10 protein-coding genes and 7 pseudogenes are annotated in these 25,817 nt (G+C 64.2%); 4 read left to right on the top strand and 13 right to left on the bottom strand.

What is annotated here, in order from left to right:
- Nucleotides 1–95: 95 nt before the first annotated feature.
- Nucleotides 96–512: a DUF4913 domain-containing protein gene (locus OG310_RS37165; RefSeq protein WP_329460650.1), complete on the top strand. Its 417-nt coding sequence runs from the start codon at nucleotides 96–98 to the stop codon at nucleotides 510–512.
- A gap of 483 nt (nucleotides 513–995) precedes the next feature.
- Here the strand turns inward: OG310_RS37165 and OG310_RS37160 are convergent.
- The 3 genes and pseudogenes from OG310_RS37160 to OG310_RS37145 all read right to left on the bottom strand — a co-directional run.
- Nucleotides 996–1,913: pseudogene (locus tag OG310_RS37160) on the bottom strand (IS630 family transposase); the annotation flags it as partial.
- Nucleotides 1,914–2,467: 554 nt separating this feature from the next.
- Nucleotides 2,468–4,822: a glycoside hydrolase family 65 protein gene (locus OG310_RS37150; protein WP_329460649.1), complete on the bottom strand. Its 2,355-nt coding sequence runs from the start codon at nucleotides 4,820–4,822 to the stop codon at nucleotides 2,468–2,470.
- Entirely contained in the window at nucleotides 4,819–5,556 is a 738-nt protein-coding gene (locus tag OG310_RS37145; RefSeq protein WP_329459449.1) for an HAD family hydrolase, read from the bottom strand. The genes OG310_RS37150 and OG310_RS37145 overlap by 4 nt, the downstream gene beginning before the upstream one ends.
- Before the next feature lie 2,651 nt (nucleotides 5,557–8,207).
- Between OG310_RS37145 and OG310_RS37135 the strand changes: the two genes are divergently transcribed.
- Entirely contained in the window at nucleotides 8,208–9,005 is a 798-nt protein-coding gene (locus OG310_RS37135) for an IS5 family transposase (protein WP_329460811.1), read from the top strand.
- Between the two features lie 1,113 nt (nucleotides 9,006–10,118).
- Nucleotides 10,119–10,442, top strand: a complete 324-nt coding sequence (locus OG310_RS37130) for a hypothetical protein (RefSeq protein ID WP_329460648.1) — start codon at nucleotides 10,119–10,121, stop codon at nucleotides 10,440–10,442.
- Here OG310_RS37130 and OG310_RS37125 read toward each other — a convergent pair.
- From OG310_RS37125 to OG310_RS37085, 9 genes and pseudogenes are all read right to left on the bottom strand, one after another.
- Nucleotides 10,434–11,638 (bottom strand): annotated as a pseudogene (locus OG310_RS37125) (IS110 family transposase). The gene OG310_RS37130 and the pseudogene OG310_RS37125 sit on opposite strands and share 9 nt — an antisense overlap.
- 666 nt (nucleotides 11,639–12,304) lie before the next feature.
- Entirely contained in the window at nucleotides 12,305–12,691 is a 387-nt protein-coding gene (locus tag OG310_RS37120) for a GNAT family N-acetyltransferase (RefSeq protein ID WP_329460647.1), read from the bottom strand.
- A 678-nt stretch (nucleotides 12,692–13,369) separates the two neighbouring features.
- Nucleotides 13,370–13,923 (bottom strand): annotated as a pseudogene (locus tag OG310_RS37115) (transposase family protein); the annotation flags it as partial.
- A 126-nt stretch (nucleotides 13,924–14,049) separates the two neighbouring features.
- A pseudogene (locus tag OG310_RS37110) lies at nucleotides 14,050–14,403 on the bottom strand (helix-turn-helix domain-containing protein); the annotation flags it as partial.
- Between the two features lie 2,908 nt (nucleotides 14,404–17,311).
- Entirely contained in the window at nucleotides 17,312–18,229 is a 918-nt protein-coding gene (locus OG310_RS37105; RefSeq protein ID WP_329460646.1) for an IS3 family transposase, read from the bottom strand.
- Nucleotides 18,226–18,534 (bottom strand): transposase, encoded by a 309-nt coding sequence (locus tag OG310_RS37100; protein ID WP_329460557.1) that lies wholly within the window; start codon nucleotides 18,532–18,534, stop codon nucleotides 18,226–18,228. Before OG310_RS37100 ends, OG310_RS37105 begins: the two co-directional genes overlap by 4 nt.
- Before the next feature lie 263 nt (nucleotides 18,535–18,797).
- A pseudogene (locus tag OG310_RS37095) lies at nucleotides 18,798–20,092 on the bottom strand (IS1380 family transposase).
- A gap of 1,036 nt (nucleotides 20,093–21,128) precedes the next feature.
- A complete protein-coding gene (locus OG310_RS37090; protein WP_329460645.1) occupies nucleotides 21,129–21,500 on the bottom strand; it encodes a DUF488 domain-containing protein in 372 nt (123 codons plus the stop codon).
- Nucleotides 21,501–21,535: 35 nt separating this feature from the next.
- A pseudogene (locus OG310_RS37085) lies at nucleotides 21,536–21,682 on the bottom strand (IS5/IS1182 family transposase); the annotation flags it as partial.
- Between the two features lie 146 nt (nucleotides 21,683–21,828).
- On the opposite strand from OG310_RS37085, the pseudogene OG310_RS37080 reads away from it, so the two are divergent.
- Nucleotides 21,829–22,801: pseudogene (locus tag OG310_RS37080) on the top strand (IS701 family transposase); the annotation flags it as partial.
- A 593-nt stretch (nucleotides 22,802–23,394) separates the two neighbouring features.
- Here the strand turns inward: OG310_RS37080 and qcrB are convergent.
- Entirely contained in the window at nucleotides 23,395–25,023 is a 1,629-nt protein-coding gene (gene qcrB, locus OG310_RS37075; RefSeq protein WP_329460644.1) for a cytochrome bc1 complex cytochrome b subunit, read from the bottom strand.
- Nucleotides 25,024–25,817: the final 794 nt, after the last annotated feature.

The raw sequence follows: 25,817 nt of genomic DNA, 5'->3' as shown, positions 1-25,817 counted from the left end.
TCGCAAGTCACGCGTTGTCCTACTGTAGGGGGCGTTGACGAGACGCAGCCCATACTAGACAAACAATGCAGATGGCGTAGAGATGGGAGCGTGCTGTGACAGAAGTAAGCTCAGACACACCGGTCGGATCGGAGCTCGCATCGAGCCTCACTGTGCGTCCCGCTTTCATTCTTTTCCTAGAGGGTGAAGAGTTCGACGCGGCGCTAGGTAACTTGGTTACGTGGGTGGAGGACCTCCTGGTACCGGTCTACGTGGGCGAGCACACCTCATCGTCGCCCTGGTGCACGCGATGGTGGCTACACGTCGATGCTATCGCCTACCTCTACAGTCTCTGGATGGCTTGGCAAGAGATGACATCGCCGACTGAGGGCATGTGCGCCCCGGCGAACTGGCATCGTGATTATCTCCAAACCGCGATGACGACCCTACGGGATTCCTCAGGTCCGTTTGCCGGATGCAAGCCAGGGTCTCACCGGGATAAGCGTCCAATGGTTGACGCTATCGCTTCCTGAGATCTCGGAACTGTGCATCCTTGAGAACTGGAGTCAAGGGGACGATCGCCTAAAGTCCTACTTCACGCCCCTTCCGAGGCGTAGCGGCTTGCTTTCCGTTGGCATGGCAGTGCCCCTGGCTTCTCGTCAAGCGAGGCGGGGGGTTCGATGGCTGATGGAAGGCACGCCGTCTCGGAGGACCGGACGTGCGAGGCATCGATCGCGGAGTCCTCCGTGTCCAGTAGACCGTGACTTGCGGGGTTCTGCCCGCAAGACTTCGGGCGGGCTGATCCCGCCTCGGTCCGGTCCTGCAGACGGTGCTAGTGTTCTGCGCCAGAAATGGCGAGGCTAAGCGTTGTCCCGTAACTCAGGGCAGAGGTCGGTAGGTCACCACAAGCAGATCTGATTGCCCGGTTGCGCCCCGAATCGCGGCCTAAACCGGATCCTAACCAAGTAATTCGAACCGGACATCGGCAAGCGGCGCCCAGAGCTACGGGACAGCCCTTAGGTCTGTGGCTGGTTGCTGCTGCTCTGTGGTGCGATTTTGGTGAGGTAGTCGGCGGGGGAGTCGAGGATCTCGTCGGCGGTCTTGGTCCAGGTGAAGGGCCTGGGGCTTTCGTTCCATCCGGCGATCCAGGTCCTGATGTGCTGTTCCGGGGACTTCGTGGAGGTGTGCACCCCGCGGCGGATGAGTTTGTCCGTCAGCAGACTGAACCACCGCTCGACCTGGTTCATCCATGGTGAGCCGGTGGGGGTGAAGTGGACGTGGAAGCGTGGGTGTTTTCCGAGCCGCGTCTTGATCTCGGCGGTGTTGTGGGTGGCGTAGTTGTCACAGATCAGGCGGACGTCGGGGCCGGCTGGCACGACCTTGTCGATCGTGACCAGGAACTTCTTGAACTCGATGGCGCGGTGTCGGCGGTGCAGTTCCGATATGACGCTGCCGTCGGCGGTGTTGAAGGCGGCGAACAGACTCGTGATGCCGTGCCGGTAGTGGTCGTGGATGCGCCGCTCGGGCGTGCCGGGCATCATTGGCAGCACTGGCTGGGAGTGGTCCAGCGCCTGGACCTGGCTTTTCTCATCCACGCACAGCACCACCGCTTTCTCGGGCGGATGGTGATAGAGGCCGACGACATCGACGACCCTCGCGATGAACTGCGGATCGGTGGAGAGCTTGAACGCGTCCTGGAGATGAGGCCTGAGGTCAGTCTTCTTCCAGGTCCGCCTGATGGTCGACTTCGACAACCCGGAGTGCTTCGCCATCGAGGCCCGCGACCAGTGCGTGTCCTGGCCCGGAGCGTACTCCAGCGTCGCCGTGAGCACGTCCTCGACCTGGTCCAACAGGATGGAGGGCGGCCTGCCGGGACGCGGCTCATCGGTCAGCCCGTCCTGCCGCAACCGGATGAACCTCGACCGCAAGCGGTTCGTATCCCCGCTGGGCCGGGGCGGTGCGGGTTGATGGTGGCCCGGCAGGGGGCGTGGGTGCGGATCTCGGCGAGGGCTTTGTCGTACAAGTTCTGCTACAGCTGGCGGCGATCGCTGGCCTGCACCGCGTTGGGCGGGGCCCGGGGGATCGCCTCGGCGTAGGTGGCGAGGCGTCCCGGCACTCCACCTCGCCCCCCTTTCCTCTCGCGTGGCCGTGCTTGCAGAGTGGCGGCCGCGCGGTTGTGCAGGACGTGGCGCCTTCCCGGTCTCGGCATCGTCCACCGGGACACCCGCCACCGTCCGGACGGGACACCTGCCACCGTCCGGACGGGATATCGGTGCAGCGGGGAGGGCACCGGAAAAAATCCCGGGTCCGGGCGAAGACCCGGATCACCTCACCGTCGTCCGCCACATCTTCGATGACCAGCGCCGGGAGCCCTGAAGACAGCCTTGCCACAGAGGAGTCGGCATCCCGGACATAACGCCAACGATGTCCGTCACCTGCCGGTACCACCGACTACGGAACGGAGCTACTCGCTGGACAGTCCCCTCTGTCAGGTCGGTTCGTGGTCGCGTGAGGGGGTGCGGCCCGGCGGCTGGAGCGGGGCCGGGTGCACCGTCCAGGACGGCAGCTTGCGCTCCACCGGCGCGGAGACGGTGACCGTGATCTCCTCGCCGCAGTGCTTCAGCGTCAGCGGCTCGCCCTCCATGAGTGTGTACGTGGCGCCCGTTGCCTTGATCTCCACCGCGAGCCGGCGTCCGAAGATGTGCACCTTGAACGCGAGCCTGCGCAGCCGTTCCGGGAGCTTGGGGGTGAACTCCAGCTTGTCGCCGCGGTGCCGCATGCCGCCGAAGCCGGCGACGAGCGCCATCCAGGTGCCCGCGAGCGACGCGATGTGGACGCCGTCGCGGGTGTTGTTCTCCTTGTCCTCCAGGTCGATGAGGGCCGCTTCGACCAAGTAGTCGTAGGCGAGCCTGAGATGGCCGACCTCTGCGGCCATCACCGACTGCACGCAGGCGGAGAGGGACGAGTCACGAACGGTCAGCGGCTCGTAGTAGGCGAAGTTGCGCGCCTTTTGGTCCGCGTCGAACTGCTCACCGCACGTGTACATCGCCAGGACCAGGTCCGCCTGTTTGACGACCTGCTTGCGGTAGAGGTCGAAGTACGGGAAGTGCAGCAGCAGCGGGTACTGGTCGGGCCGGGTGCCCGCGAAGTCCCACACCTGGTGGCCGGTGAAGCCCGCGTGCTGTTCGTGCACGCCCAGTTCACTGTTGTAGGGCATGTTCATCGCGTCGGCGGCATCCCGCCACGCGGCGCTCTCCTCGTCGTCCACGCCCAGTTCCGCGGCCCGCCGGGGATGGCGTTCCGCCGCGTCCGCCGCGTCGTGGAGGTTGGCGCGCGCCATGAGGTTCGTGTACGTGTTGTCGTCCATCGCCGCGCTGTACTCGTCCGGGCCCGTGACCCCGTCGATGTGGAAGACACCGTGGTGGTCGTGGTGGCCGAGAGAACGCCACAACCTGGCTGTCTCCACGAGGAGTTCGACCGCGATCTCCCGTTCGAACCGCTCGTCGCCGGTCGCGCTGACGTACCGTACGGCCGCGCTCGCGATGTCCGCGTTGACGTGGAACGCGGCCGTGCCCGCCGGCCAGTAGGCCGAGCATTCGGAGCCCTCGATGGTGCGCCAGGGGAACGCGGCGCCCTCCAGGCCGAGCTGTTCGGCGCGGTCCTGCGCGGCGGGCAGGGTGCTGTGACGCCAGCGCAGCGCCTCCTCCACCGCGTGCGGGGCCGTGTAGGTCAGCAGCGGGAGGACGAACATCTCGGTGTCCCAGAAGCTGTGCCCGTCGTAACCCGAGCCGGTCAGTCCCTTCGCCGGGACGGCCCGCTGTTCGGCGCGCGCACCGGCCTGCAGAACATGGAAGAGAGCGAAACGCACGGCCTGCTGGATCTCCTCGTCGCCCTCGACCTCGACGTCGGCGCGGGACCAGAAGTCGTCCATGTAGGAGCGCTGTTCGCGCACGAGCCCGTCCCACCCGGTACTGACGGCCTGGGCGAGGGCCGCGTCGACCTGGTCGCGCACGCCGGGCAGGGAACGGGTGGAGGACCAGCCGTAGGCGACGGCCTTGTCCACCCGGAGCACCTCGCCCGGCTGGAGGTGCGTGGTGATGGTGACCCGGCCGACGTCCTTGCCGCTCTCGCTGCTCGTACGGGTCGAGTCGGGGCCGGTGATGCCGTGGTCGGCGGCGGCGGCGACCCGCAGCCCGCTGCGTGCCGTGGTGTGCACGAGCCGCAATCGGCCCTCGTGGGCGTAGTGCTCCTCGGAGACGAGGGGCGACTCCAGGGCCACGGCCGCGCGGGGATCGCCGTCGCTGCCGGGGAGTTGCTCGTTGGCAATCAGCTCGGACTGCACGACGAGGCGTACGTCCGCGTCGACGGCCTCGACCTCGTAGCGCACGGCGGCGATCGAGCGCTGGCTGAAGGAGACGAGGCGGGTCGAACGGACCCTGATGGCGCAGCCCGCGGGCGAGACCCACTCGCAGGTCCGGTGCAGCAGGCCGGTCTTGAGGTCGAGGACGCGCTCGTGGGAGCGGACGTCGCCGTAGCGCAGGTCGAACGGTTCGTCGTCGACGAGGAGCCGGAAGACCTTGCCGTTGGTGACGTTGATGACCGTCTGCCCCGACTCGGGGTAGCCGTACCCGGCTTCCGCGTACGGCAGGGGGTGCAGTTCGTGGACACCGTTGAGGTACGAGCCGGGCAGACCGTGCGGCTCCCCCTCGTCCAGGTTGCCGCGCCAGCCGACGTGGCCGTTGGAGAGCGCGAAGACGGACTCGCTCTGCGGCAGGACGTCGAGGTTGATCCCGGACTCGCGCAGGACCCAGGGTTCGACCGTGTAGTTGGAGTGCGTGATCACGCGTCCGCCCCCAGTTCCGCGAGGTCCTTCACCACGATGTCGGCGCCGTGTTCGCGCAGCGCGTCGGACTGGCCCACCCGGTCGACCCCGACGACGTAGCCGAAGTGCCCCGACTTGCCCGCGTCCATGCCGGCGAGCGCGTCCTCGTAGACGGCGCAGTCCCCGGGCGCGACGTCGAGGTCGTGCGCGGCGGCGAGGAAGGTGTCCGGCCGCGGCTTGCCGGGCAGGCGCCGCTCGGCGGCCACGACACCGTCGATCCGGACCTCGAAGAGGTCTTCCGCGTTCACCGACCGCAGGATGTCCCGGCAGTTGGCGCTGGACGAGACCACTGCGGTGCGCAGGCCGAGCTCGCGGGCGGCCCGGACGTAGCGCAGGGTGCCCTCGTACGGTTCGACGCCGTCGGTGCGGATCTTCTCAAGGACGAGGGTGTTCTTGCGGTTGCCGAGTCCGTGGACGGTGTCCTTGTCCTCCGGGTCGCTGTCCTTGCCCTCCGGCAGTTCGATGTCGCGGGAGGCGAGGAAGGAGCGGACGCCGTCGGCGCGCGGCAGGCCGTCGACGTACCGGTCGTAGTCGTCCGGGGTGAACGGGCGGAAGCCGTCGCCGTCACGTCGTCGGAGGAATTCGTCGAACATCTCCTTCCAGGCCGCGGCATGCACGACGGCGGTCTTGGTGATGACGCCGTCCAGGTCGAACAGACACGCCCGGATGTGTTCCGGCAGACCGAGTTTCTTCATGGCACCCACCTTCCCCCGCCAGGATGGATCCCCTCCCGAAGACGCGCAGGTAAGCGGGGGGTTTGCTCGCCTCGGCGCGGTGTGCCGCAATAGTCGATCGGCAGGGCAGGGTCGATAGGGCATAGCTTCCCATACTGGCGAGGAGTTTGGTGGGCGTAGCGTGTGTACCTGCTGCGGGTACGTGTGGCGGGTTAGCCGTTGACGGAGAATCGGGACTCCGGATGGCGGAGCCGCTTTGGGGCCGGGCGTTAGTCGAAGGCTCAGACTGGGGGAGTGCAGTAGGTTCGGGTTGTTTGCCGCTGCTTCAGTGTCTTCGGAACACTGCTTTTAATCGCTGGTTGCGTTATGTGGCTAAGCACCCTTGCCTTGTCGATTGTAGGCATCAAGTCAGAGCCGATGCGTATGGATTACTCCGGACGGGCTGTGGGGGATAGCGGAGTCGTTGCTGCCGTCGGTCCGTGTGCGGCCACAGGGCGGCGGAGTCGCGCACATCGATGATGACGGTCCTCGCGGCGATCGTCTATGTGTTGGTCGGCGGGCTCCCTCAGGGTTGTCCCGTAACTCTGGGCGCCGCTTGTCGATGTCCGGTTTGGCCTACTTGGTTAGATCTGGTTTAGGCTGCGATTCGGGGCGCAACCGGACGATCAGATCTGCTTCTGGTGACCTACCGACCTCTGTCCTGAGTTACGGGTCAACGCTTGGCGGGCCTTCTTGCTGTGCTTCGGGAAGGCAGAGGCACAGCGGCGCACCGTCGATCCTTCATCTGGTCGGGAGGGGGAATACACGGGCTGCCCGTATCAGAAGGCTTTTTAATTTCTGGATTGGCAGGGCTGGGCCAATTTTTCTCGGACGGTCCCGGGGTCCGCCTGCGTTCGTGCTAGGTTTGGGCCGAACTTGCACGTCGAAAGCGCGTGGGCCCGGCCGGATCCGACCGGGATGCAAGTGTCCTGTCCAATGCAAACCGACTGCCCCACGTGTCGTGGCCTTCGCGCTAAGGGCTCACTTGGCGGTGCTGCGTATATGGCCTGTTAATTCACGCGCGTGCTGGCCGCGGTTCACTCGGTAGTTCCTTCATGCCCGAAGGCAGGGTCTGTCCGAGGGGCCGATGGATGGCCCGTTTCACCCGAGAGGGCTTTCGGGAGGGCGTTTCCTCGATTTTGTCAAGGCTGCGTTGAATGGCGGCTAGTGTTCCCGCGCGCCCAGGAAACAGCCGGCGAAGCAGGAGTAGTTCCGCTGCGAGGGACCGCATGATGGACGCGTTGGCTACTCTTTCCCACTGGTGGTGGGCGCGATCGACCGCGTCGACCACTTCTTTGGCGCCGAGCTCCTGGTGGAGTGCCAGACGTGTCCTGGCCGCAGCCAGCCATAGGGAACAGCTGCGGGCTGGATCACCCGCCAACCGGGCCAGGTCGGCGCGTACCTCAACCCAGTGGACGGCCTCCAAGGAGGCTGTGCCGTGCAGGCGGATGTCAGTGCTCTCGCACATCGCGACTATGTCCGCAGCCTCACTATGCCGCCCCGCCCTCGCAGCAGAGAGGATTTGCGCGTGTGGGTCTCCTGCAGTCGCAGACCTATCTGGGTGGCTGCTACCTGGCGTTTTCGCATGCTGACCTGGGCGTTTGGAAGTGGCATGCGGCCGGGGCAGCTCGGCTGATGGGTCGCTGAGTATGAGGCTGTTGTCGGGGCGGAGGCGGGCCACGGCCTGCTCGTGTAGCTCGTCAAGCCCGATGTTCCGGTCGCTCTTCAGCATGGCCGCACAGGTCTTTAGGTAGACCGGCTCAGCAACACCGCGAGATGGAGGTCGTCCCACGCGTCCCCGGAGTATCACGTCGCCGCCGATTGTGAGGGCGCGTTTCTGAAGCGCATCCCATGCACTGGGCTCGGCTGTCAGATCTACAAAAGCGGTGGTCGGGCTTCCGTAGGGCCGCTGTCTGAGGGCGTCGACGAGCCATTTCCACGGGAGGGCTGTGGAACGCATAGAGGCCGGGGTGCTTCGAGCCAGGGCAAGGTAGAGGTCCCCGCTCTTGCGATCCAACTGGATCTGCCCCGCAAGATAGAGGGCCAGTGGAGATGGAGCCGCTGCGGCTGCACGCAGGCGAGCGAGAACGCCCTGCGGTTCGAAAGGGTTGGCCAACTCAATGAGAGTTGACATTCTCGTGCCGGTCAGTATCGCAGGCGGCACAGCAGCCATCGCAGGCAGCACCGCTTCAGCGTCTACGAGACGATGCTTGTTGGCAGGCGAGACAGCGAGCAGTAGGGCGACGCCCTGCGCGTCATTGCTGTCAATCATCGCGTTGGTACATCCTCCGCGTCGGGGGTGGTGAGTTGCCGCCGCGGTGCCGAGCGGGCGCTCCATACGTGGAAGGAGAGGACGGGAGCACAAACACCAGATGCAGCCCTGTTGAGCATGCCGATGGCACCACGCCCGCGTGCTCACTGTGATCTGTTCTGGGCCTGTCGGCGCCTGCCCCGCTGCCGCGTTGCACCACTCGGGGTGCGATGGCTGATGCTGGCTAGACAAACACGAGCGGATCGGCGGGCTGTCTACATCCTGTCTGCGGATGCTTCGCCATCCAACAGTTGTCGGGGCAAGAGGCCCTTGACTGAGAACTCATCTCATTTGGCGGGCCGGATAGTCTTGGGTCGTGGGGATTGTGGAGCGGTTGGTGCCTGATGAGTTGTGGGAGCTGTTCGAGCGGGTGGTGCCGCCGGCTCCGGTTCGGCCGCAGGGCGGCGGTCGCCGACGGCATGGAGACCGTGAGGTGTTGGCGGCGATCGTGTTTGTTGCCACGTCAGGGTGCACGTGGGCTCAGTTGCCGCCATCCTTTGGCCCGTCGGGGCCGACGGCCCACCGGCGCTTGACTGAGTGGTCCAAGGCTCGGGTGTGGGGCAAGCTGCACCGCCTGGTCCTGGACGAACTGGGTCCTCGTGGAGGACTTGACTGGTCGCGGTGCGCGATCGAATCGGTGAACATGCGGGCCATGAAAAAGGGGGGCCTGACGGGCCCGAATCCTGTAGATCGCGGCAAGTACGGGTCGAAGATCCATTTGATTACCGAACGCACCGGTTTACCGCTCTCGGTGGGCATCTCCGGCGCCAACATGCACGACAGCCAGGGGCTGGAGCCGCTCGTGCGGGGTATCCCGCCCATCCGCTCCCGTCGCGGACCGCGTCGGCGAAAGCCCGGCAGGCTTCACGGGGACAAAGGCTACGACTACCGTCACCTGCGGCAATGGCTCCGCAGCTGCGGCATTACTCCTCGCATCGCGCGCAAAGGCATCGAATCGTCTGAGCGTCTGGGCCGCCACCGCTGGGTCGTGGAACGGTCGATGTCCTGGCTCGCAGGCTGCCGCCGTCTCCACCGTCGCTACGAACGCAAGGCGGAACACCTCCTCGCCTTCGCAGGTATCGCCGCGATCCTCATCTGTTATCGCAGGCTAGCCAAATGAGATAACTTCTAAGCGTTGTCCCGTAACTCAGGGCAGAGGTCGGTAGGTCACCACAAGCAGATCTGATCGTCCGGTTGCGCCCCGAATCGCGGCCTAAACCGGATCCTAACCAAGTAGGTTGAACCGGACATCGGCAGCGGTGCCCAGGGTTGCGGGACAGCCCTTAGCTGTCATTTGGACATAGCCCAAGCTCCACGGCACTGCGTGGCGGCCCCCGATTCGTGGGTCGGCAGTGGAGCTCTATGTAAAGTTCCAACGTCGTCAAGGTCGGACACCGCTGGTCGGCCTCTGTGAGTCGGCGCGATCTCGCGTCTCGTCCAGGCCCTCGCAGGTGAGCGGTACGCCTGTAGGTGACCACTACGCTACGAGCGCGGTCCGCCGTGCTCTGGGCAAGTGCTTCGTTCCACAACCACTGAGATAGGACGTCCAGGCCGGTGGCCGGCGCCGAGCTGTTGGCGAACGCCAAAAGCACTGGCGTCCGCGGGTCCCGTCCGCGTACAGGCGGATTTTGAAGCTGCCTGCAGAGCTTGCCCGTATCAAGGCACGCTGGTGTTGGGAGGTCTTCGGCCCTATTAGTCCAGCACCCTGGGCTGCATTGAAGGCAACCGAGTCTGTGTGGTCAGCCCGCTCCTCGAACGCAGGTTTGGTACTTCCTTCAGCGTGGAGGGCCGGCGCGTGAGCAGTCTCGCTTGCACTCGCCCCGTAGAGGCCGTGCACGGAGCCGGACGGCCGGCGTTCGTGACGGTGTTGCAGTACCAGGCGGCCGGTACGGGCGGCTGCACGTTCACTCGGGTGGGCGGGTTCTTCTCTTCCTCGCAGCCCTGCTGGGTGGGCTGCGAGGAAGAGTGGGCCGGATCTTCCCACCGTCCGGGAGTGGGAGTGCGGGGCCTGTGGAATCGCCCTCGGCAGCAATGTGAGCTCCGCGATCGACGTCGGGATCGGGGGATGAGATCGCCGACGAACAGGCAGAAACCCCAAACGGCCGTCGAGCGCAGCTGAACTCTGTACTGGTACCGATACCCAGCGAAGAATGAGCACTTGAAGCGGCCCACTGCTCCCGCGTGGAGGGGTGCCCCTATCTCTTTGGTCAGGGTCGTGGGTCAGGATGGCGGCATGGCGACCTGGTTCCGCACCTACTACGAGGACGAAGATCTGTGGCTGTATTTCGAGGCCGATGACGAAGGCTGGGCAGCGCGACAGGTTGAGGTCCGGGGGCAGGACTCGCGTCCGGTGACGGCGGCCTCCTTGGAGGAGGTGCTGCACTTGCGTGATCATGCAGATCTCGCGGCGATGTTCCGCTATGAACGGCAATACGGCGTTCTCGCCGAGGGTCCCATGGACGGCTGGCAGGACCAGCCGCAGGCGGCCGAGATCTCCGCCGAGGAGTTCGAGCGGCTGTGGGCCGAAGCACGGCGGGCTCGCGGCGATTCAGCCTGACTTGGTGGGTTGAGGTTCGTAGAAGGTTCCGTTGCGGAGCATCGCGAAGAGGACGTCTGCCCGTCGTCGGGCGAGGCAGAGCACGGCCTGGGTGTGGTGCTTGCCCTGGGCGTTCTTCTTGTCGTAGTAGGCCCGTGATGCCGGGTCGCCCAGGGCTGCGAACGCGGAGAGGAAGAAGGGCCTCTTGAGCTGCTTGTTTCCTCTCCTGGATGGCTGTTCGCCGCGGATTGAGGAGCCCGAGCTGCGGGTTGCCGGCGCGAGACCGGCGTAGGCGGCGAGGTGACCGGCGGTCGGGAACGTGCTGCCGTCACCGACTTCGATCAGGATGCGGGCTCCGGTCCTGACGCCGATTCCAGGCGTGGACGTCAGGACCTTCGAAAGAGGGTGGTCCTCCAGGAGTTCCTCGATCCTCACGACCATGAGTTTGCGCTGGTCAAGGACGGCAGCGAGTGAGCCAGCCAGGCTCGGGACGATCAGCGCGGCTGCCTCGGTGCCTGGAACGGTGACGGTCTGCTCGTCCAGGGCCGGCAAGATCTCCTCGACCAGCCGCTCGGCCATCCTCGGGGCTTTCGGCCGTAACAGGGTGACCAGCCGTCGCCTGCCGGCCTAGCGGATCTGGGCCGGTGATCCGAACCGCTCCAGCAGCGTGAGGACGGCCGGGTGCTGCAACCGCGGCCCCAGTACTCGTTCCAGCGACGGATGGATCTGGGTCAGCAGGCCGTGGAGCTGGTTTGCGACTCTGGTTGCTTCGCCTGCCAGGTCGTCGTCGAAGCCGACGATCATCTCCAGCTCGGCGATCGTCTCGTCCTCGCCGTCGATGGCCCGCAGCGTGTGAGGCATCGCCCGGGAGGCATCGGCGATGATGAACGCGTCCCAGGCATCCGTCGTCTTGGCCTCGCCCGGGTAGAGGTCGGCGATCCGGCGCATCGTTAGTCCGGGCAGGTAGGCGATGGGGCAGCCCATGTCCCTCGCGACCGCCAGTGGCAGGGCCCCATTGGGGCCGGCTGGTCGACCACGACGAGCACGGTGCCGTGCCTGGCCTGGAGTTTCGCGAAGAGCTCGCGGAGTTTGGGTTCGGTGTTGGGCAGGCGTTTGTCGAAGGCTTTCTTCCCGGCCGGGGTGACGGCGGTGGCGTGGTGTTCGCCCTTGCCGACGTAAAGGCCGAGGAAGACGTCGATGTCGCCGGTTTCGATCACGTGCAGGCCCCTCCGGTCACGCTTTCGTCCGGCCTTGCCTCGGCATCGAGCTGCCACACCCACGTTACGGAGAGCTCTTCCGGCTCGGGTGAAGCCGGTGCTCAAGCCCCTCATCAGCGGCCCGTCGATGCCTCCGGGCCCGGTGACACCCCCCGGATCATCAACAACAAAGGGGGAAGTCATGCCGGACCCGAAGGCCGGAGGCCCCATTGCGGAGCCACGAAAACGGTAATGGGAGGGCAGGTAGCGGCCCCCGGCAGCCAGGCTCGAATAAGAAGGTGAATGCCTGGATTTGACAGTGCTTCCCCAAGGACAGCGATCTCCGCGCTCGACTGCGAAGACTGCCGGTCGCACACGCGCTCGGCTGGGCCCCCAGCCGAGCGCGTGCAGAAACCCTCCGATGTTGGATCAGATCCCCCGGAGTTCATTAAAAACATCACCTGATGCGACGGCAATTGACAACCGCTGTCACTCTGACGTGCACGTCCGTGGACCAGGCTGGGATATTCGGGAAATCGCATAGCTGACGCTGACTTGGCTGTTTCCTTGCTCCGCCCCGGCGCGGCTCCTCGGGGCCACCATTTCGATCTCTATCCGTCGCGTGTCGGTCAACGAAGGATTCTTCGCAGCGACCGGGTGCTCTGAGTAATGGTGTCGGGGCGGTTGTCAGTCGGGATTCGAGGGATTGTCCGCCTTACCTGCAGCAGGTCCGGAAGCGACCTTCCAGCTGCCGGGCTGATCAGGATCGATGAGAGTTGCGTACTCAGGATTCTCCCGGATGTAACGGTCTACGACACCACAGTGATTTGTGATCGTCTCGTGATGCGTTCGGATGTTGTCCAAAGTTCCTTTTACGAGTCGTTTCGCGAAACCCCGACCACGGAATTGCTCGACGATGAACGTGTGTGTCAACAAACGTCGGCTGCCCTTCCGTTCGTAGACGATCAAGCCGGCGTGGACGCCGTCCACGAGTAGTTCGTAGTACCGATTCTCGGTGTCCTCTCGCACTTCGATGTGTTCGGGAGAGACGCCTGTGTGCTCTTTGCTGTTCACTTTGTCCTCCGATGCCGTGTGTAGCTGCTGGGCCCGTGTTGTGGCCCCCGCGGCGGCAGGCTGTTTCATCCTGGATCGATCATTCTTTATACGCCCAGGGACCCCCGGCCGCGATCCAGCTGGCATCTGATGGGCTGGCCTGCTGCTCCCTTAAGGGTAGGCCCGGTGCCCTGGGCCGGACGTTCGGTTGGTGCTCAGACGCGGCTGTTACGCCGAGAGGCCTGTGGCCCTAGTGGCTGATAGCGCAGGCGCGCTGGGGGGTGAGTGCGCGCCCCAGACAGGCGGCAGCCTCGGGGCCACCGGGGCGATCTGGAACGGACCTTTGGTCAGGGGTGTGCCATGGCAGTACGGATTGTTGAACCGTCGGCCCACACTCAGGGCTGTCCCGTAACTGCTGTGAGTGCCTTGTGGGCGTCCAGTTCGCCCCAATTGGTGAGGGCCTCAGCGGAGCTGTAGATCCGGACGGACCCGGACAGGCTGATCCGGTAGCGGCACCCTCGCCAGCCTTGTGCTGAGTTACGGGACAACCCTTCGGCGGCAGTAGCACCTTGGACGCGACCCAGAAGCCCCTCCGAGCAACCTGAAGCAGGGCATCTCACGGAAGACACCGGCGTCAATGCTTAACGAGCTGGTGCGTGATTGTGTTGGAGGCGTGGGTCTCTGACCTGGGGGTTTGTGTCAGTCGGTGGTGTTGCGGTTGGAGTCGGGGCCGGCGTTGGCCCGGTAGGTGGCGGGCGGGTTTTCTCGTCGGTGGGTCTGGTGGATCGGTTGCTTCCAGCGTTTGTGATCGGCGGGGGCGTGTTCGACGGTGATGCGCTTCGAGGGGTGCTGGTGTCGCGGTTGTGGGCGGGCGTCGGGGACCTCGGGCGGACTGATCTTGTTTGCCTTCCGGGGCGGGGTCACCGCTTGGCCCGGATGATTGTGACGGAGTCCGGGGCGGCGGTCGTCCAAGAGGACTTCCGCGTCGCGAAAGTGGTGGAGGCAGGGAGGGATGCTTTCGTTGCGTGCGGCGGTAGTGTCAGGCGTTCGCCCTGGTCGCAGGGCATCGGTCCAGGGCGTGCGGCCCTGATGGCCGGCGACGGCGGTGGCCTTCATCGTGTTCTGTTTCTTCTTGCCTGAGACGAACGCCCGCCTGCCGCCGCCGGGGGCCGGCGAACCTGGACTTCGGTGGCGTCCAACCGGAGTTGGACGCCTTCGGCCTGGGCGTAGGCGAACACATCCGCCAGGGTCCGCGGCTGCAGCCGCAGCCGCAGCCGCAGCCGCAGCCGCAGCCGCAGCCGCAGCCGCAGCCGCAGCCGCAGCCGCAGCCGCAGCCGCAGCCGCAGCCGCAGCCGCAGCCGCAGCCGCAGCCGCAGCCGCAGCCGCAGGCCGGGCCGGTCTGGGACCGCGCATCCCCGCTCGGCGAGCCAGCCTCGTATCTCGCCGATCGCACGGGTGATGGTGGAGCGGTCGACGCCGAACAGCAGCCCCAACGCCGCCTGCGGCACGTCGTGCCGCCAGTGAATCAGCCTGGCCACGAGCCGGTCGACGAACACCAGCCGATGCCGGACACCCGCTCCTGCCTCGCGCTACCCGGCCCCGCCGCGAGCCTCATAACGACGCCCCTCGACCACGGCCTGCCACGGGCCAGGCAACTCCTCAACCACCGAGGCGAGATGCCCCCGAGAGACCCCCACGAACGCCTGATGCGCGAGAACCGTCCGACTGACCACGACCACCACATCCGGATCACGCCACCCACCAGCGAGAACACCACACGCGCAATCACCCACCAACTCGAAAGTAGCCCCACTGGCAGGGTGGTCGGATCGTAGGAGAGATGGACGTGGGGAGGCGCGTGGTAGAGCCATGGCCCGACCTACTGGCTCCGTTGCATCTCAAGCCCTGTATGGCCGCTCTGTGGCCCAGCGGGCCCCGAACTGGTCAAAGAGTGTCATCGCGCCGGCTTGCTGCCGCTGCCGCTGTTCACATCGGGCTGTCCCGTGACGACAGTCTGCTACCGAGACGACAACCCAGCCCGGTGATCGGCTCCAAGGGCCATCTGAAATGGCGCCCGCTTCCTGAACATGTTCCGACGGGCATCTGTGCGGCAGCGCGGCTCGGAGGCTCTGAGGTAGCGGTCCAGCGGTACCAGCCTTCCGATTGGTCGTCGGGGCAGAGATGCAATCCGGCGCCTCGGCCTGAAGCGGCCGCGGATGGGGAGGGTGTCGATTGCCTCGACGGGGCCCCACGTCGTGGCGGCATGATCCAAGCCAGGGGAGTACGCACTTGGTAGCCGGAAGTCCTCCTTGTTCTCGGCGACTGTGGGGCCGGGGCATCGAGCGGGAACGACGTCCGTTGTTGGTGGGATGCTTGGTTCGACAGTTGCAGAGGTCCGGCATGGACCCGACATACTAAGCGTTGTCCCGTAACTCAGGGCAGAGGTCAGTAGGTCACCACAAGGAGATCTGATTGCCCGGTTACGCCCCGAATCGCGGCCTAAATCGGACCCTAACCAAGTAGGTTGAACCGGACATCGGCAAGCGGCGCCCAGGGTTACGGGACAGCCCTTAGGCGGTTCGGCTTTTAAATGTGTTCCTGGCTCGATGGGGGTTCTCTTCGATCTCGATGGACGGGTCAGAGATCTGCTGCGCATCAGGGGCCAGACGGGAGCCCGGTCGCCTCTGTGTAGATGTTTGAGTGCTTCGTCGCATGTGTGATTTTGGGTCCGGTAGGTCACCGGAAGGGTGTGTCCCCGGTGGCCAGTTGGTGGAGCACGAGCTCGACGGCAGTGATGTGAATCATGGCCTCGGCCCGGTGAAGGGAAAGCTTCGTGGCCTTGGATGAAGTTGCGGTGTGGGGTGGACGGGTTGAAGGTGCATTCGGCGGCGCGGCGCTGCGCTTGGACGTGAAGCCCGCGGCCACGAAGGGACGTTGGGCGATGTCGCAGGCTACGGCGTGCTCCATGGCTTCGCACTTGTGGTCTTCGTGGGCTCATGTGTGGGTGTAGTGGGCAGGAGGCTGGTCGAAGGGGCGCTGCCCGCGGGGCCGTGATTGCTGGCGGTTGGAGCCGGGACAACGAGGGCGAGGGCGTGGGTGGTGATGTCTTGTTTGCGGTCTGGGCGCATAGGTGATGGGTGGGGTAACGAACGCTGGCGCAGGAATTTGTAACGCTGGCAGGGGGTCGCGTGAGTTCTCCGCAGGCATCGGACAGATCGCCGAGGTAGCGCTGTCTTGCTGTACGGGAGGCCGCTTCTTATGTAAGCGCGCTCCGCCTCAAGCGGTAGTAGGCGTACCTCGTTGGTTGGGAGGTCAGCTGCAGGTTGGCTGCGTCGCGTGTGGATTCAGCCCGAGGGCCACAAGGGAGGCGCGCTGCTGGCCGAGCGTAGGGCCTCTTGAGCTTCTGCCGGGGAAGCTGAGCAGGGGCAGGGACCGTCTGATTCAGATGTTCTTGGCTTGGGGCCGGGGTCGGCAAATCTGAGTCGGTGCTGGGTCCCTTGGAGTAGGGTCCAGGAGAAGTTCCGCACGGTCGGAGGGGAATTGATCTGTGGTGAGCTGATTCAACCATTGTCTTAAGCAATAACATGGCGGACCTCGGCCCGTTGTGGCAGGTCCGTTCTGAGTGGTAGGGCGTTTCGTGGCGCGTCCTGCTTACCTCGGGTTCTAACGATGGAATTTTTCCGTAAACGCCGCCCGGAATATGCCTGCGGATGCCTTGGCGTGGAGATATGCAAACCCCCCAACGTCAACCAGGACCACAGCCGGGTAAGTGGGGACCGGAGTCCCGTCGCCGCCTCCGACCAAGTTCCTCATCTTGAGTGCACTGCTCGTGAAGGTTCGAGTCGCTGGTGATCAAACGACCGCCCGCTAGCTTGGAGCGATCGAGCTCCATCGCTCCTTGGTTCTCAGCCTCTGTCTGTAAGTGCAGTTCAGGGGCACTATGTTCTTGTTGCAGCGACTGAAGAGACTCATTTTTGGATATAGTCCGCAAGTGGCGTCGCCGGTTCCCACAGTCAACGGATCGCATCCGGCGGGAGGCCGTTCAGTCCGACCAAAAGGACCTAATAGTCCCTTATTTAGTCCTGGTCGGCGAGTTGCCCCTCACGTTACCTTGGCTCGTCCCGGCATCAGCGGGACCGCACACCTCCTCTTCGCTGGGTAGGTCGCCCCGGTCCCCGAGGCAAGGTTCTTGTCGGTCTGTGGAAAGCATCTACCGTTCAGGTCATCGACCTGGAAGCCGTGTCACAATTCTTGGACCATTCTTACGGAGGGTCATTGGGAGTTGTGCTCATCCGCGCTCGGGGTGGAGCGGGGGCCCCGGCGCGTTTTTAGATGATATGTAACGACGCGGCTCTTCGGCCGCGGCTCTGACGCTGGGCAGAGTGCGTACAGTACTGACTGTCTCGCTGGCCCCAGGTTAGATTTTCTCGGGTTGAACGAAGATGGGCCAACTGTTTCAGGCTTCGGCAGCGAGGATGTTACGGGAAACGTGAATTTACACTCGATGATTACCCATGGGGCGGGAAACCCAATTGACACCTGGGCGACAATCAGTCCCTGTCGAGGGGGCCAAGAAAGACTTCATTCAAGTCGTGGGATCCTTCGAAGGTTGAGGTTCCCCCGGTGTGCGGGAGGTGCTGATCAGCTGGTCAGTACGGGTTGACGGGGTTTCTGGTTCACTGGTTCGGCCGTTGCCTGGTTGGCGTAGTGTCTCTCTTCGAACTCGACGGGGCTCAGGTAGTTGAGTCGTTTCTGGATGCGCCGGCTGTTGTAGAAGCCGTCGATGTACTCGAACAGGGCGAGGTTCGCCTCGGCGTGGGTGGCGAAGACGCGGCCGCGGATGCACTCAGTCTTGATCAGCATCCACAGGTTCTCTGCGAGGGCGTTGTCATACGAGTCGCCCATGGATCCCATGGATCCCTCAATCCCCGCTCGGACCAGGCGGGTTGTGAGCTTGATCGATGTGTATTGACAGCCGTGGTCCGCATGATGGATGAGCTTGCCGGGCTCGACCTCGCGGGAGGCGAGCGCGTACTCCAGCGAGGACAGGACCAGGTCGGCGTCCGCGCGGGCGGAGGTCTCCCAGGCCACCACCCGCCGCGAGAAGGCATCGCGGATGGCGGAGAGCCACAGCGGCCCCTCACCGGTGGTGATCATGGTGAGGTCGGTGACCCACAACCGGTTCGGTCCGGGTGCCGTGAAGTTCCGATTGACCAGGTCAGGGGCGAGCGTGGCGTTGGGATCCCGGCGTGTGAAGCCCTTGCGGCGAGGGCTGACGCCCGCGATTTCGGCCTCACGCATCAGGCGCTCGACCCTTTTCCGGCCGACGTGGACGCCCTCGCGCTTCAGGACGGCATGCACCCGCGGCGAGCCGTAGATCCCGCCCGAATCGGCGTGGATCTCCTTGATCTGCTCGGTCAGCTCTGTATCCCGGCGGCGCCGTTCACACGGCTCACGCTCGGCTCGGCGCCAGCGGTAGTAGGTGGAGGAGGTGATGTGCAGTTCCCGGAGTACGCACTCGACCCCCAGGTTGGGGTGCTCTGCGATGAGCGCCGTCACCTGGGCCGGGTCGGGTCGAGTTGCGCCGCGAAAAACGCCGAGGCCGTTCGCAGGACCTCGTTCGCTCGCTTGAGCTGGGCGTTCTCCTTCCGCAGCGCGGTGAGCCCGGCACGTTCGTCGGTGGTCAGCCGGTCATCGCGCTCGCCGGCGTCGGCCTCGGCCTGCCGGATCCAGCCGCGCAGTGCCTCCGGATGCACCCCGAGATCGACGGCCATTTTCTTGATCTGCGGCTTCGGATCAGATGTGCGATACATCCGCACCGCACGGTCACGCAATTCGAGCGGGTACTTCCTGGGAGCAGCCACGGTCAGAGTTCCTCTCATGAGAACCATCTGACCCCCTGTCAACCTCCTCCGCATCTCGGGGGAACCTCAGGTTGCAGGCGTCTGTACTGTCACACTTGTTAACCTCGAAATTTCGTGACGGTCCGCCGATGGAGTCGCTGGACCGTTTTCGTGCCGTGGGCGAAGGCTGTGCAGGCCGAGGGCGCGATTGTCGCCTCGTGGTGGTGCCGGGTTCCATTGCTCCGGCTGTTGAGCTGCTGTAGTAGGGACGGGAGAACCCTTGGTCAGCCCGGGTTCGGCAGGGGCGCGAGCCGTTCGAGGGCGGTGGTTATGCGGCCGGGTCCAGGGCCAGTGCCGGGCCAGGCGGAGGATCCGGCGGCGGCCGGTGGTGACGAGCTGTCCATCCGTGGTGAACAGGCGGAGCCGTAGCCGGCGGGGCTCGCAGAGCCTGGCCTTGCCGGTCAGAGCGAGCATCGGCATCCCGGCCAAAAGGTCCAACGCGATCTGCACGATCTCCAGGCAGACCCGGTTTTGGGCTGTGTGCTTCAGAGCGGGGTTCGCAGGCCGGTGGCCCGGGCCCGCAGCTGGCGACGCGGCTCGAGGTGCTTCGGCGATCGGCCGGCCCGACGTGTTGGTGGCGAAACATGTCAGCCGCATGCCGTCCGCGTCCGTGAGCCGCAACTGAGCTCCAGGGTGCGGCCGTTCCTTCCGGATGATCAGCCGCATCCTGCTCGACCAGCCGTCCAGGACGTCATCGGTGAGTTCGGGGACCCAAACGCCGTCACGGATTTCGCAGTCCGCCTCGACAGCCGGCGTCCAGGCCGAGGCCGGAACCTTGAGTACGTGCTCGTGGATCGCTTCGGTGATCACCACGCCGACCGCAGAGGACAGCCACCGTCCTCGCTGAGCGAGCCAGGCGACGAAGTCATGGGTGCCATCCGCGGAGTTGGTGCGTATCAGGGGTTTGGCGCCCGCGCCGGTACTTCTTCGGCAGTTGGGTCAGCGCTAGGCAGGTGGCAGTGAGTGGCCGGCTGCCGTGTTCGAGCCCGCGTTCCCTGGCCTGAGCAGGGCCGCCACGGGCTTACCGGTGCCGCCCGAGCCGTAGTCGACGACCCCCATCAGCAGGTGGTGACCGTAGGTTCGCTTCCACGTCGGCGCGGCGTCCTTCTTGTCCGAGTGCGCGATCACCAGCACCCCGTCAAGGCCGACGGTCACCGCCCTGTCGGCATCGGGCGCTTGCCGGTCAGCCAACTGCCAGGCTTGTTTGCGTACTTCGGCCCGCGCGTCGCGGACCGACGCAGTGCCTTCTCTCCAATGGCAGCGAGGGTGTCGATGGGGCGGGAAACCGTCGGATCGGAGGCGACCGGCCTGAACACAGCCGGCTCGGCCCCTGGCATGCCGACTCGGCCAGGCAGTCCCCGGCCAACGCGACCGCGAGTGTGACGTCCAGGACGACCGTCCCCGGATCATGGACGGGCCGCAGTTTGCGCCACGGCGCCAGCGCCGCGGATATTGCCTGGTCAAGACCCACCTTGCGGATTGTCTCCACCAGCAGGACCGAGCCGGTCTGCGAGACCACCTAAGCGTTGTCCCGTAACTCAAGGCAGGGGTCGGTGGGTCACCACAAGCAGATCTGATTGTCCGATTGCGCCCCGAATCGCGACCTCAACCGGATCCCAATCAAGTAGGTTGAACCGGACATCGCCGAGCGGTGCCCATAGTTACGGGACTGCCCTTAGCGGCCGTCCCCCTGAACACGGACACGCGGGAACAATGCGGCAGTCTCGCACCTGGAAAGTGCTCTTTTCCTCGCAGCCAACAGGATCCTCAGTAAGTCCCATCGTTGCAGGTCAAAAGCACTTTCTGCGTTCCTGACCAGTCCGCGGACAGGCCACCTCATGAAGGCGCGAGGTTAACGCAGTGATTACTGTGCCCAAGACTGGTTGCCCCCCAGGTGGCCGGTGAGAACCGGAAGTCTCAGTGAGCGAAGGCGTGCTGACAGGGAACACACGCACGGACTGGTACTAAGGATGAAGCGGAATACCACGGCGCCGCGAGTGGCGGTCGACAGTAACGGTGACGCTGTGATCCGAGGCATGTGCGCACACATGGTGAGGGGGCCTCGAAAGCGATGACAACCAGGATAGGTCCTGACGCGTGCAGGCTCACGGAAACTGCGGTGGCACTCGGGGCCGCTGACGCGAAGCAGCGCGAGTGCTACGCACGACAGTCTATGCGGTGCAGAGGTGATGGCGTTCGTAGCTGAGCCCTCGCGGTCGCGTGGTGGGTTTCAAGCGTGACGTGATGTCCTGGGGTTTGAGGTGGGTGGAGAGGACGGAGGCGGCCGAACGACGCCTGCGTTGGGAGGAGCCGGCATATGGCGACGCAGACGTAGAACGCGCAGGCGAGTGTGGTGCATCGTCACGCCGCCCGCGTGCACGCTGGAGCTGAGAGGACGCAACGCGGTCGACGTGAAGGCCGGGTTGATGACGTCTAGGCGCGCGAGTTGAAGAGAGCGCGCCGGTGGCGGCCTTGCTCTGACCCCCGCGACCTCCGCTATGACAGAGCGCCCCCAGTCCGATTCGTTCGGTGGCCTCGCAGGGCTGGGGACGGGGTCAATCCGAGGCGTTGACGAGGGCGTCAATGAGCACTGCCGCATGACTTAGACTCACTTCCCTCGTCGCGGTAAGAAGGGTCACTGGTCCCTGCCTGCATAGCTCAGCAAGGAAGCCCAGTGCCTGGGCTTGGCAGGGGCTGGTCAGTTCGGCCTCGTAGCGCGCGACGAACTCCGTGAACCGCTGTGCTTCGTGTCCGTACCATCGGCGTAGCTCTGTGGACGGGGCCACATTCTTGCACCACACGTCCAGCCTTGCGACTTCTTTCGATAGGCCTCGCGGCCAGAGCCGGTCTACCAGGATGCGGATGCCATCATTCGGCTGGGGCGGTTCGTAGACGCGTGCCGCTCGGACGTGAGGTCGGCTCTTCATTGCGTCATTCTCCTAGGACTTGTAGGCGGTAGCCAGACATAGGTGATCGCCGCGAACAGCGTCTCATCAGGCGTGTCCCGCGTCCCACTGCCCTGCGGCCGCGCCCTGGACGGAGGGATCAGCGGCTCCGCGATCTCCCACAAACCATCCGGAATAATCCAACTCAACGTACCTCGACCCATGTTCAACTCAACGACCCACAACCCACATAGGACACGATCTAAGCCGTAAGTAGGCATTTCTTCAGGAGCCGCTGGGCGAACCCCCGCATCGAGGCGACGCCTGCGTTGGTGCGAAGAGCTGTGGCCTACTCGACGAAATCCCGGTGCGGCTGTTGAACCACTACCTGTGGGACGCGGATGCCCTGCGTGTGATGTCCGTGACGCGGTGGTGGAGCATGTCGGGGATCCGGTGCGGGGGGTGCTGATTTTTGACGAGACGGGATTCTTGAAGAAGGGTGTCCGGTCGGCGGGGGTGGGCCGGCAGTACTCGGGGAGTGCTGGCCGGATCGGGAATGCCCAGATCGGGGTGTTCCTGGCCTATGGATCCAGCCGGGGGCGGGAGTTGGTTGACCGGGAGCTGTATCTGCCGAAGGACTGGACATCGGATCGTGAGCGGTGCCGGGCGGCGGGTATCAATGACGAGGTCGAGTTCGCCACCAAGCCGGATATGGGCGTACGCATGCTGCAGGGTGCCGTTGCTTCCGGTATCCCCTTCGGGTGGGTGACCGCGGACGAGGTATACGGCCAGACGAGCCGCCTGCGGATGTGGCCGGAGGAACACGATATCCCTCATGTTCTCACGGGCCTTGAAATCACAGATGGTCATGACCATGGAATTCTTCGGCCAGGCCCGCGCCCACCAGCTGGTCAGCGAGCTTTGTGACGGTGCGTGGACACGCCTGAGCTGCCGTGGGGGGTGCCCACGGCCCGCGCGAGTATGACTGGGCGGCGGCCCCGATCAGGCCCTGGCGGCGAGAGGGCTGGGGCCACTGGCTGCTGGCACGGCGCAGCCTCACGGATCCCACGGACATCGCCTACTACATCTGCTTCTGCCCGGCCGGGACTTCGCTGGAAGAGCTCGCCCGAGTCGCGGGATCGAGGTGGATAGTCGAGGAGTGCTTCCAGAGCGCGAAGAGTGAAACGGGACTCGATCACTACCAAGTCCGCGGCTACGTGGCGTGGTGCCGGCACGTAACCCTCTCCACGGCAGCCCTCGCCTTTCTCGCTATCGGACGGGCCGAGGCAGAAAAGGGGATCCGCAGACCCGCAGCAACCAACCCCTCATACCCGCCAACATGAACGAGGCCCGGCGGATCTTCAATCGCATCTCTTCTCCTGTTCGCCACAGCATCCAGCACCTGCTCGCCTGGTCACTATGGCGGAGAAAAAGCCAAGCCCGGGCCCGCATCCGCCACTACAAACGCAGAGGACATCACGGAGTGTCGTTGCAGTGCTAAGTCGCGGCGGGACTCCCGGTACAAGTAGTCGTGTTGCGGTTCCCACGTAGAACTGAGCGGAACAGGATGTACAGACCATGATCAAGTGATTGGCTGAGGCCCGACTGGGAACCTCGGTGCACAACGCTCCGCCGCAGCAGGACCAGTTCAACCGAACGCCCAGCAGACATCTGACAGATCACAGGGACTATCACGATAGTCAGGCACGATCCAACGTATTATCTGACGGCCGACGGATCCGGCAGGGACGCGGCGGCACCTGAGCTCACGGCGTACACCCGGCACCCTGGATTGGAAGCGGCGGAGCCGGACCACGACATCACAAGGGCCTTGGCCCGTGCGCCCCAGTCCTGTCGCGACCCCAACAACCTCAGGTGCAACAGGCATGGCGGAAAAGACTAGATAACGCCCTGGATGCCGTGTCCTGTGCGCGAGTCACTGTGGCGACTCGTGTTGTTGAGCGGTCAGGTACTCCTCAACGGTAGGGAGATCTACCCGGGCCGAACCTCCGTACAATGCTTTGCTGATTCTTTCACGGAGTCCCTCTAGGAGGCTAGCCGCGCTACGGTGATGGCTTTCGTGGACGATCTGCTGAACGGTGATGGGCCGAGGCTGTTCGTGAGATGTCAGCCTGTACAGCTCACCTTGACTTAGCTGTTCGTGAATTTCGGCGAACTCGCCGTGCGGTAGCCGCTTAATGATTCCCGACTCGCGGCCGTGCAAAATCTTCTCACGGTCACGCCTTTGAAGGGCAAGGCAGAATCGCTTGGTCACGGTGAACGAGGCGATTGGAGCGGCGAAGAGTGCGATCCTGACGAACCAGGTGATGTCGTTGATGGACAAATGGAATCGGGTGGCGAGGATATCGTTGCCTCCCCCCATCAGCAAGACGAGGTAAAGAGCGATCCAGGCGACTCCCAAGCCAGTCCTGACGGGTGCGTTGCGAGGGCGTTCCGTCAAATGATGCTCGCGGGTATCTGGAGTGGCCCAGCTTTCGATGAACGGATACAGGGCGATTATCATGAGGACCATGGGGAAAAGTATCAGCGGTATGAACACGCCCAGGACCAGGGTGTGTCCCGCGAAATTTACTTCCCAGCCTGGCATGATACGGATGAGACCCTCAGAGAAGCCCATGTACCAGTCGGGTTGCGCCCCCGTAGATACCTGATCAGGTCTGTAGGGGCCGATTGCCCAAATCGGGTTGATGGTGGCGACAGCTGCAATAATGGAGAGAACTCCGAAGACCAGAAAGAAAAATCCGCCGGCCTTCGCGACATAAATCGGAAGAAGCGGGCTGCCTACTACATTTTCTTCGCGCCGACCGGGGCCGGAATACTGAGTGTGTTTGTGATAAAAAACCAGAATCATATGCACGGTGAGGAGTCCGAGCATGATGCCCGGCAGCAATAGAATGTGGATGGAGTAGAATCGAGCGACGAAGTCGCCCCCTGGAAACTCTCCACCGAACAGGAACATAGAGAGGTACGTTCCTACTATCGGTACGGACAGTACCGCACCCTCCATGAAGCGTACGCCGGTTCCTGAGAGGAGATCGTCCGGGAGTGAGTATCCGGTGAACCCGGTGAACATTCCGAGTACGAGGAGCAGGAACCCAAATATCCAATTCGCTTCCCGTGGCTTCCGATAAGATCCGTTGAAGAAAACGCGCATAGTATGCAGCAGCATTGCCGCAATAAAAACCAAGGCGGACCAGTGATGAATTTGGCGTACAAGCAACCCGCCGCGCACGTCGAAGCTGATGTCCAGCGTCGAGCTGAACGCCTCCGACATTCGTATGCCTTGTAGAGGAATGTAACTCCCATGATAGACCACCTCGTTCATCGAAGGATGGAAGAACAGGGTCAGATAGATACCTGTGAGAATGATGATGATGAAGCTGTAGAGGCAGACCTCACCCAACATAAATGACCAATGATCTGGAAATATTTTCCGCATGTTCGATTTGGCTAGAGAATAAATTCCCAATCTACTGTCGGCCCAGTCCGCGAGCCGCTCTCCGGGAGCGGCTGGACGATCGCTGTCGCCTACGGCAGTACTCACGTGTACTCCTATGGGTGCTGAAACTGAGTCAGTGCGCTCGGAAACAGAGCCGATGCTGGTTCCACTTGCGGCCAAGCCAAGAGGCCCGGTCAGCCGAAGCCACCAAGCGGATCCTGGCAGGGATGAGCCGGTAGCGCATCCCTTCGGAAGGTGTCGTAAAGGGCGCAGCACGTGCAGGCCGAAACGTTGCGGCTGCTGCCGGCCGACTCGCAGGCCGTTGACCTTGGCTGTCTCTGCCGAAACAGCGACGGGCCCATCTACTAGGGCTGGTTGCGCCATGAGCTGCAAGCCTCATGGGTAGAGGTTGTTTGGATCAAACGTAGATGCAGGGGCGCAGCGACGGCCTGGGATGCTCCAGAGAGTGGCTGGTGCCGGAGATGGCCCGCGTGCGCAGAGCAGCTTGGTCGCGGGCGCCTAACCAACCTAGGGGCTCGATCGTCTTGGTCCGGGAAAACCCGCGTACTCATCTGATGCCGCAGATGAAGGCTTTCATGCGAGACCCGCGGCCCGCGCGGACGACGCCCTGTTACCTCAGGGCTGTCCCGTAACTCTGGGCACTGCTTGCCAACGTCCGGTTCAACCTACTTGGTTAGGATCTGGTCTAGGCCGCGATTCGGGGCGCAACCTGACAATCAGATCTGCTTGTGGTGACCTACCAACCCCTGCCCTGAGTTACGGGACAACGCTTAGCGGCGGAGATCGTGCACCCACAGGATGGCGGCCGGCAGAGGGCCGGCGACCAGGAAGTACTGACGGCGATCGTGTTCGTCGCTAGATTTAGCCATCCGGCCGAC

Origin of the sequence: Streptomyces sp. NBC_01497 (assembly GCF_036250695.1) — a bacterium.
Taxonomy (GTDB): domain Bacteria; phylum Actinomycetota; class Actinomycetes; order Streptomycetales; family Streptomycetaceae; genus Streptomyces.
Note: the sequence above shows the minus strand (reverse complement) of the source record. Positions and strands in the feature narration are given on the sequence as shown.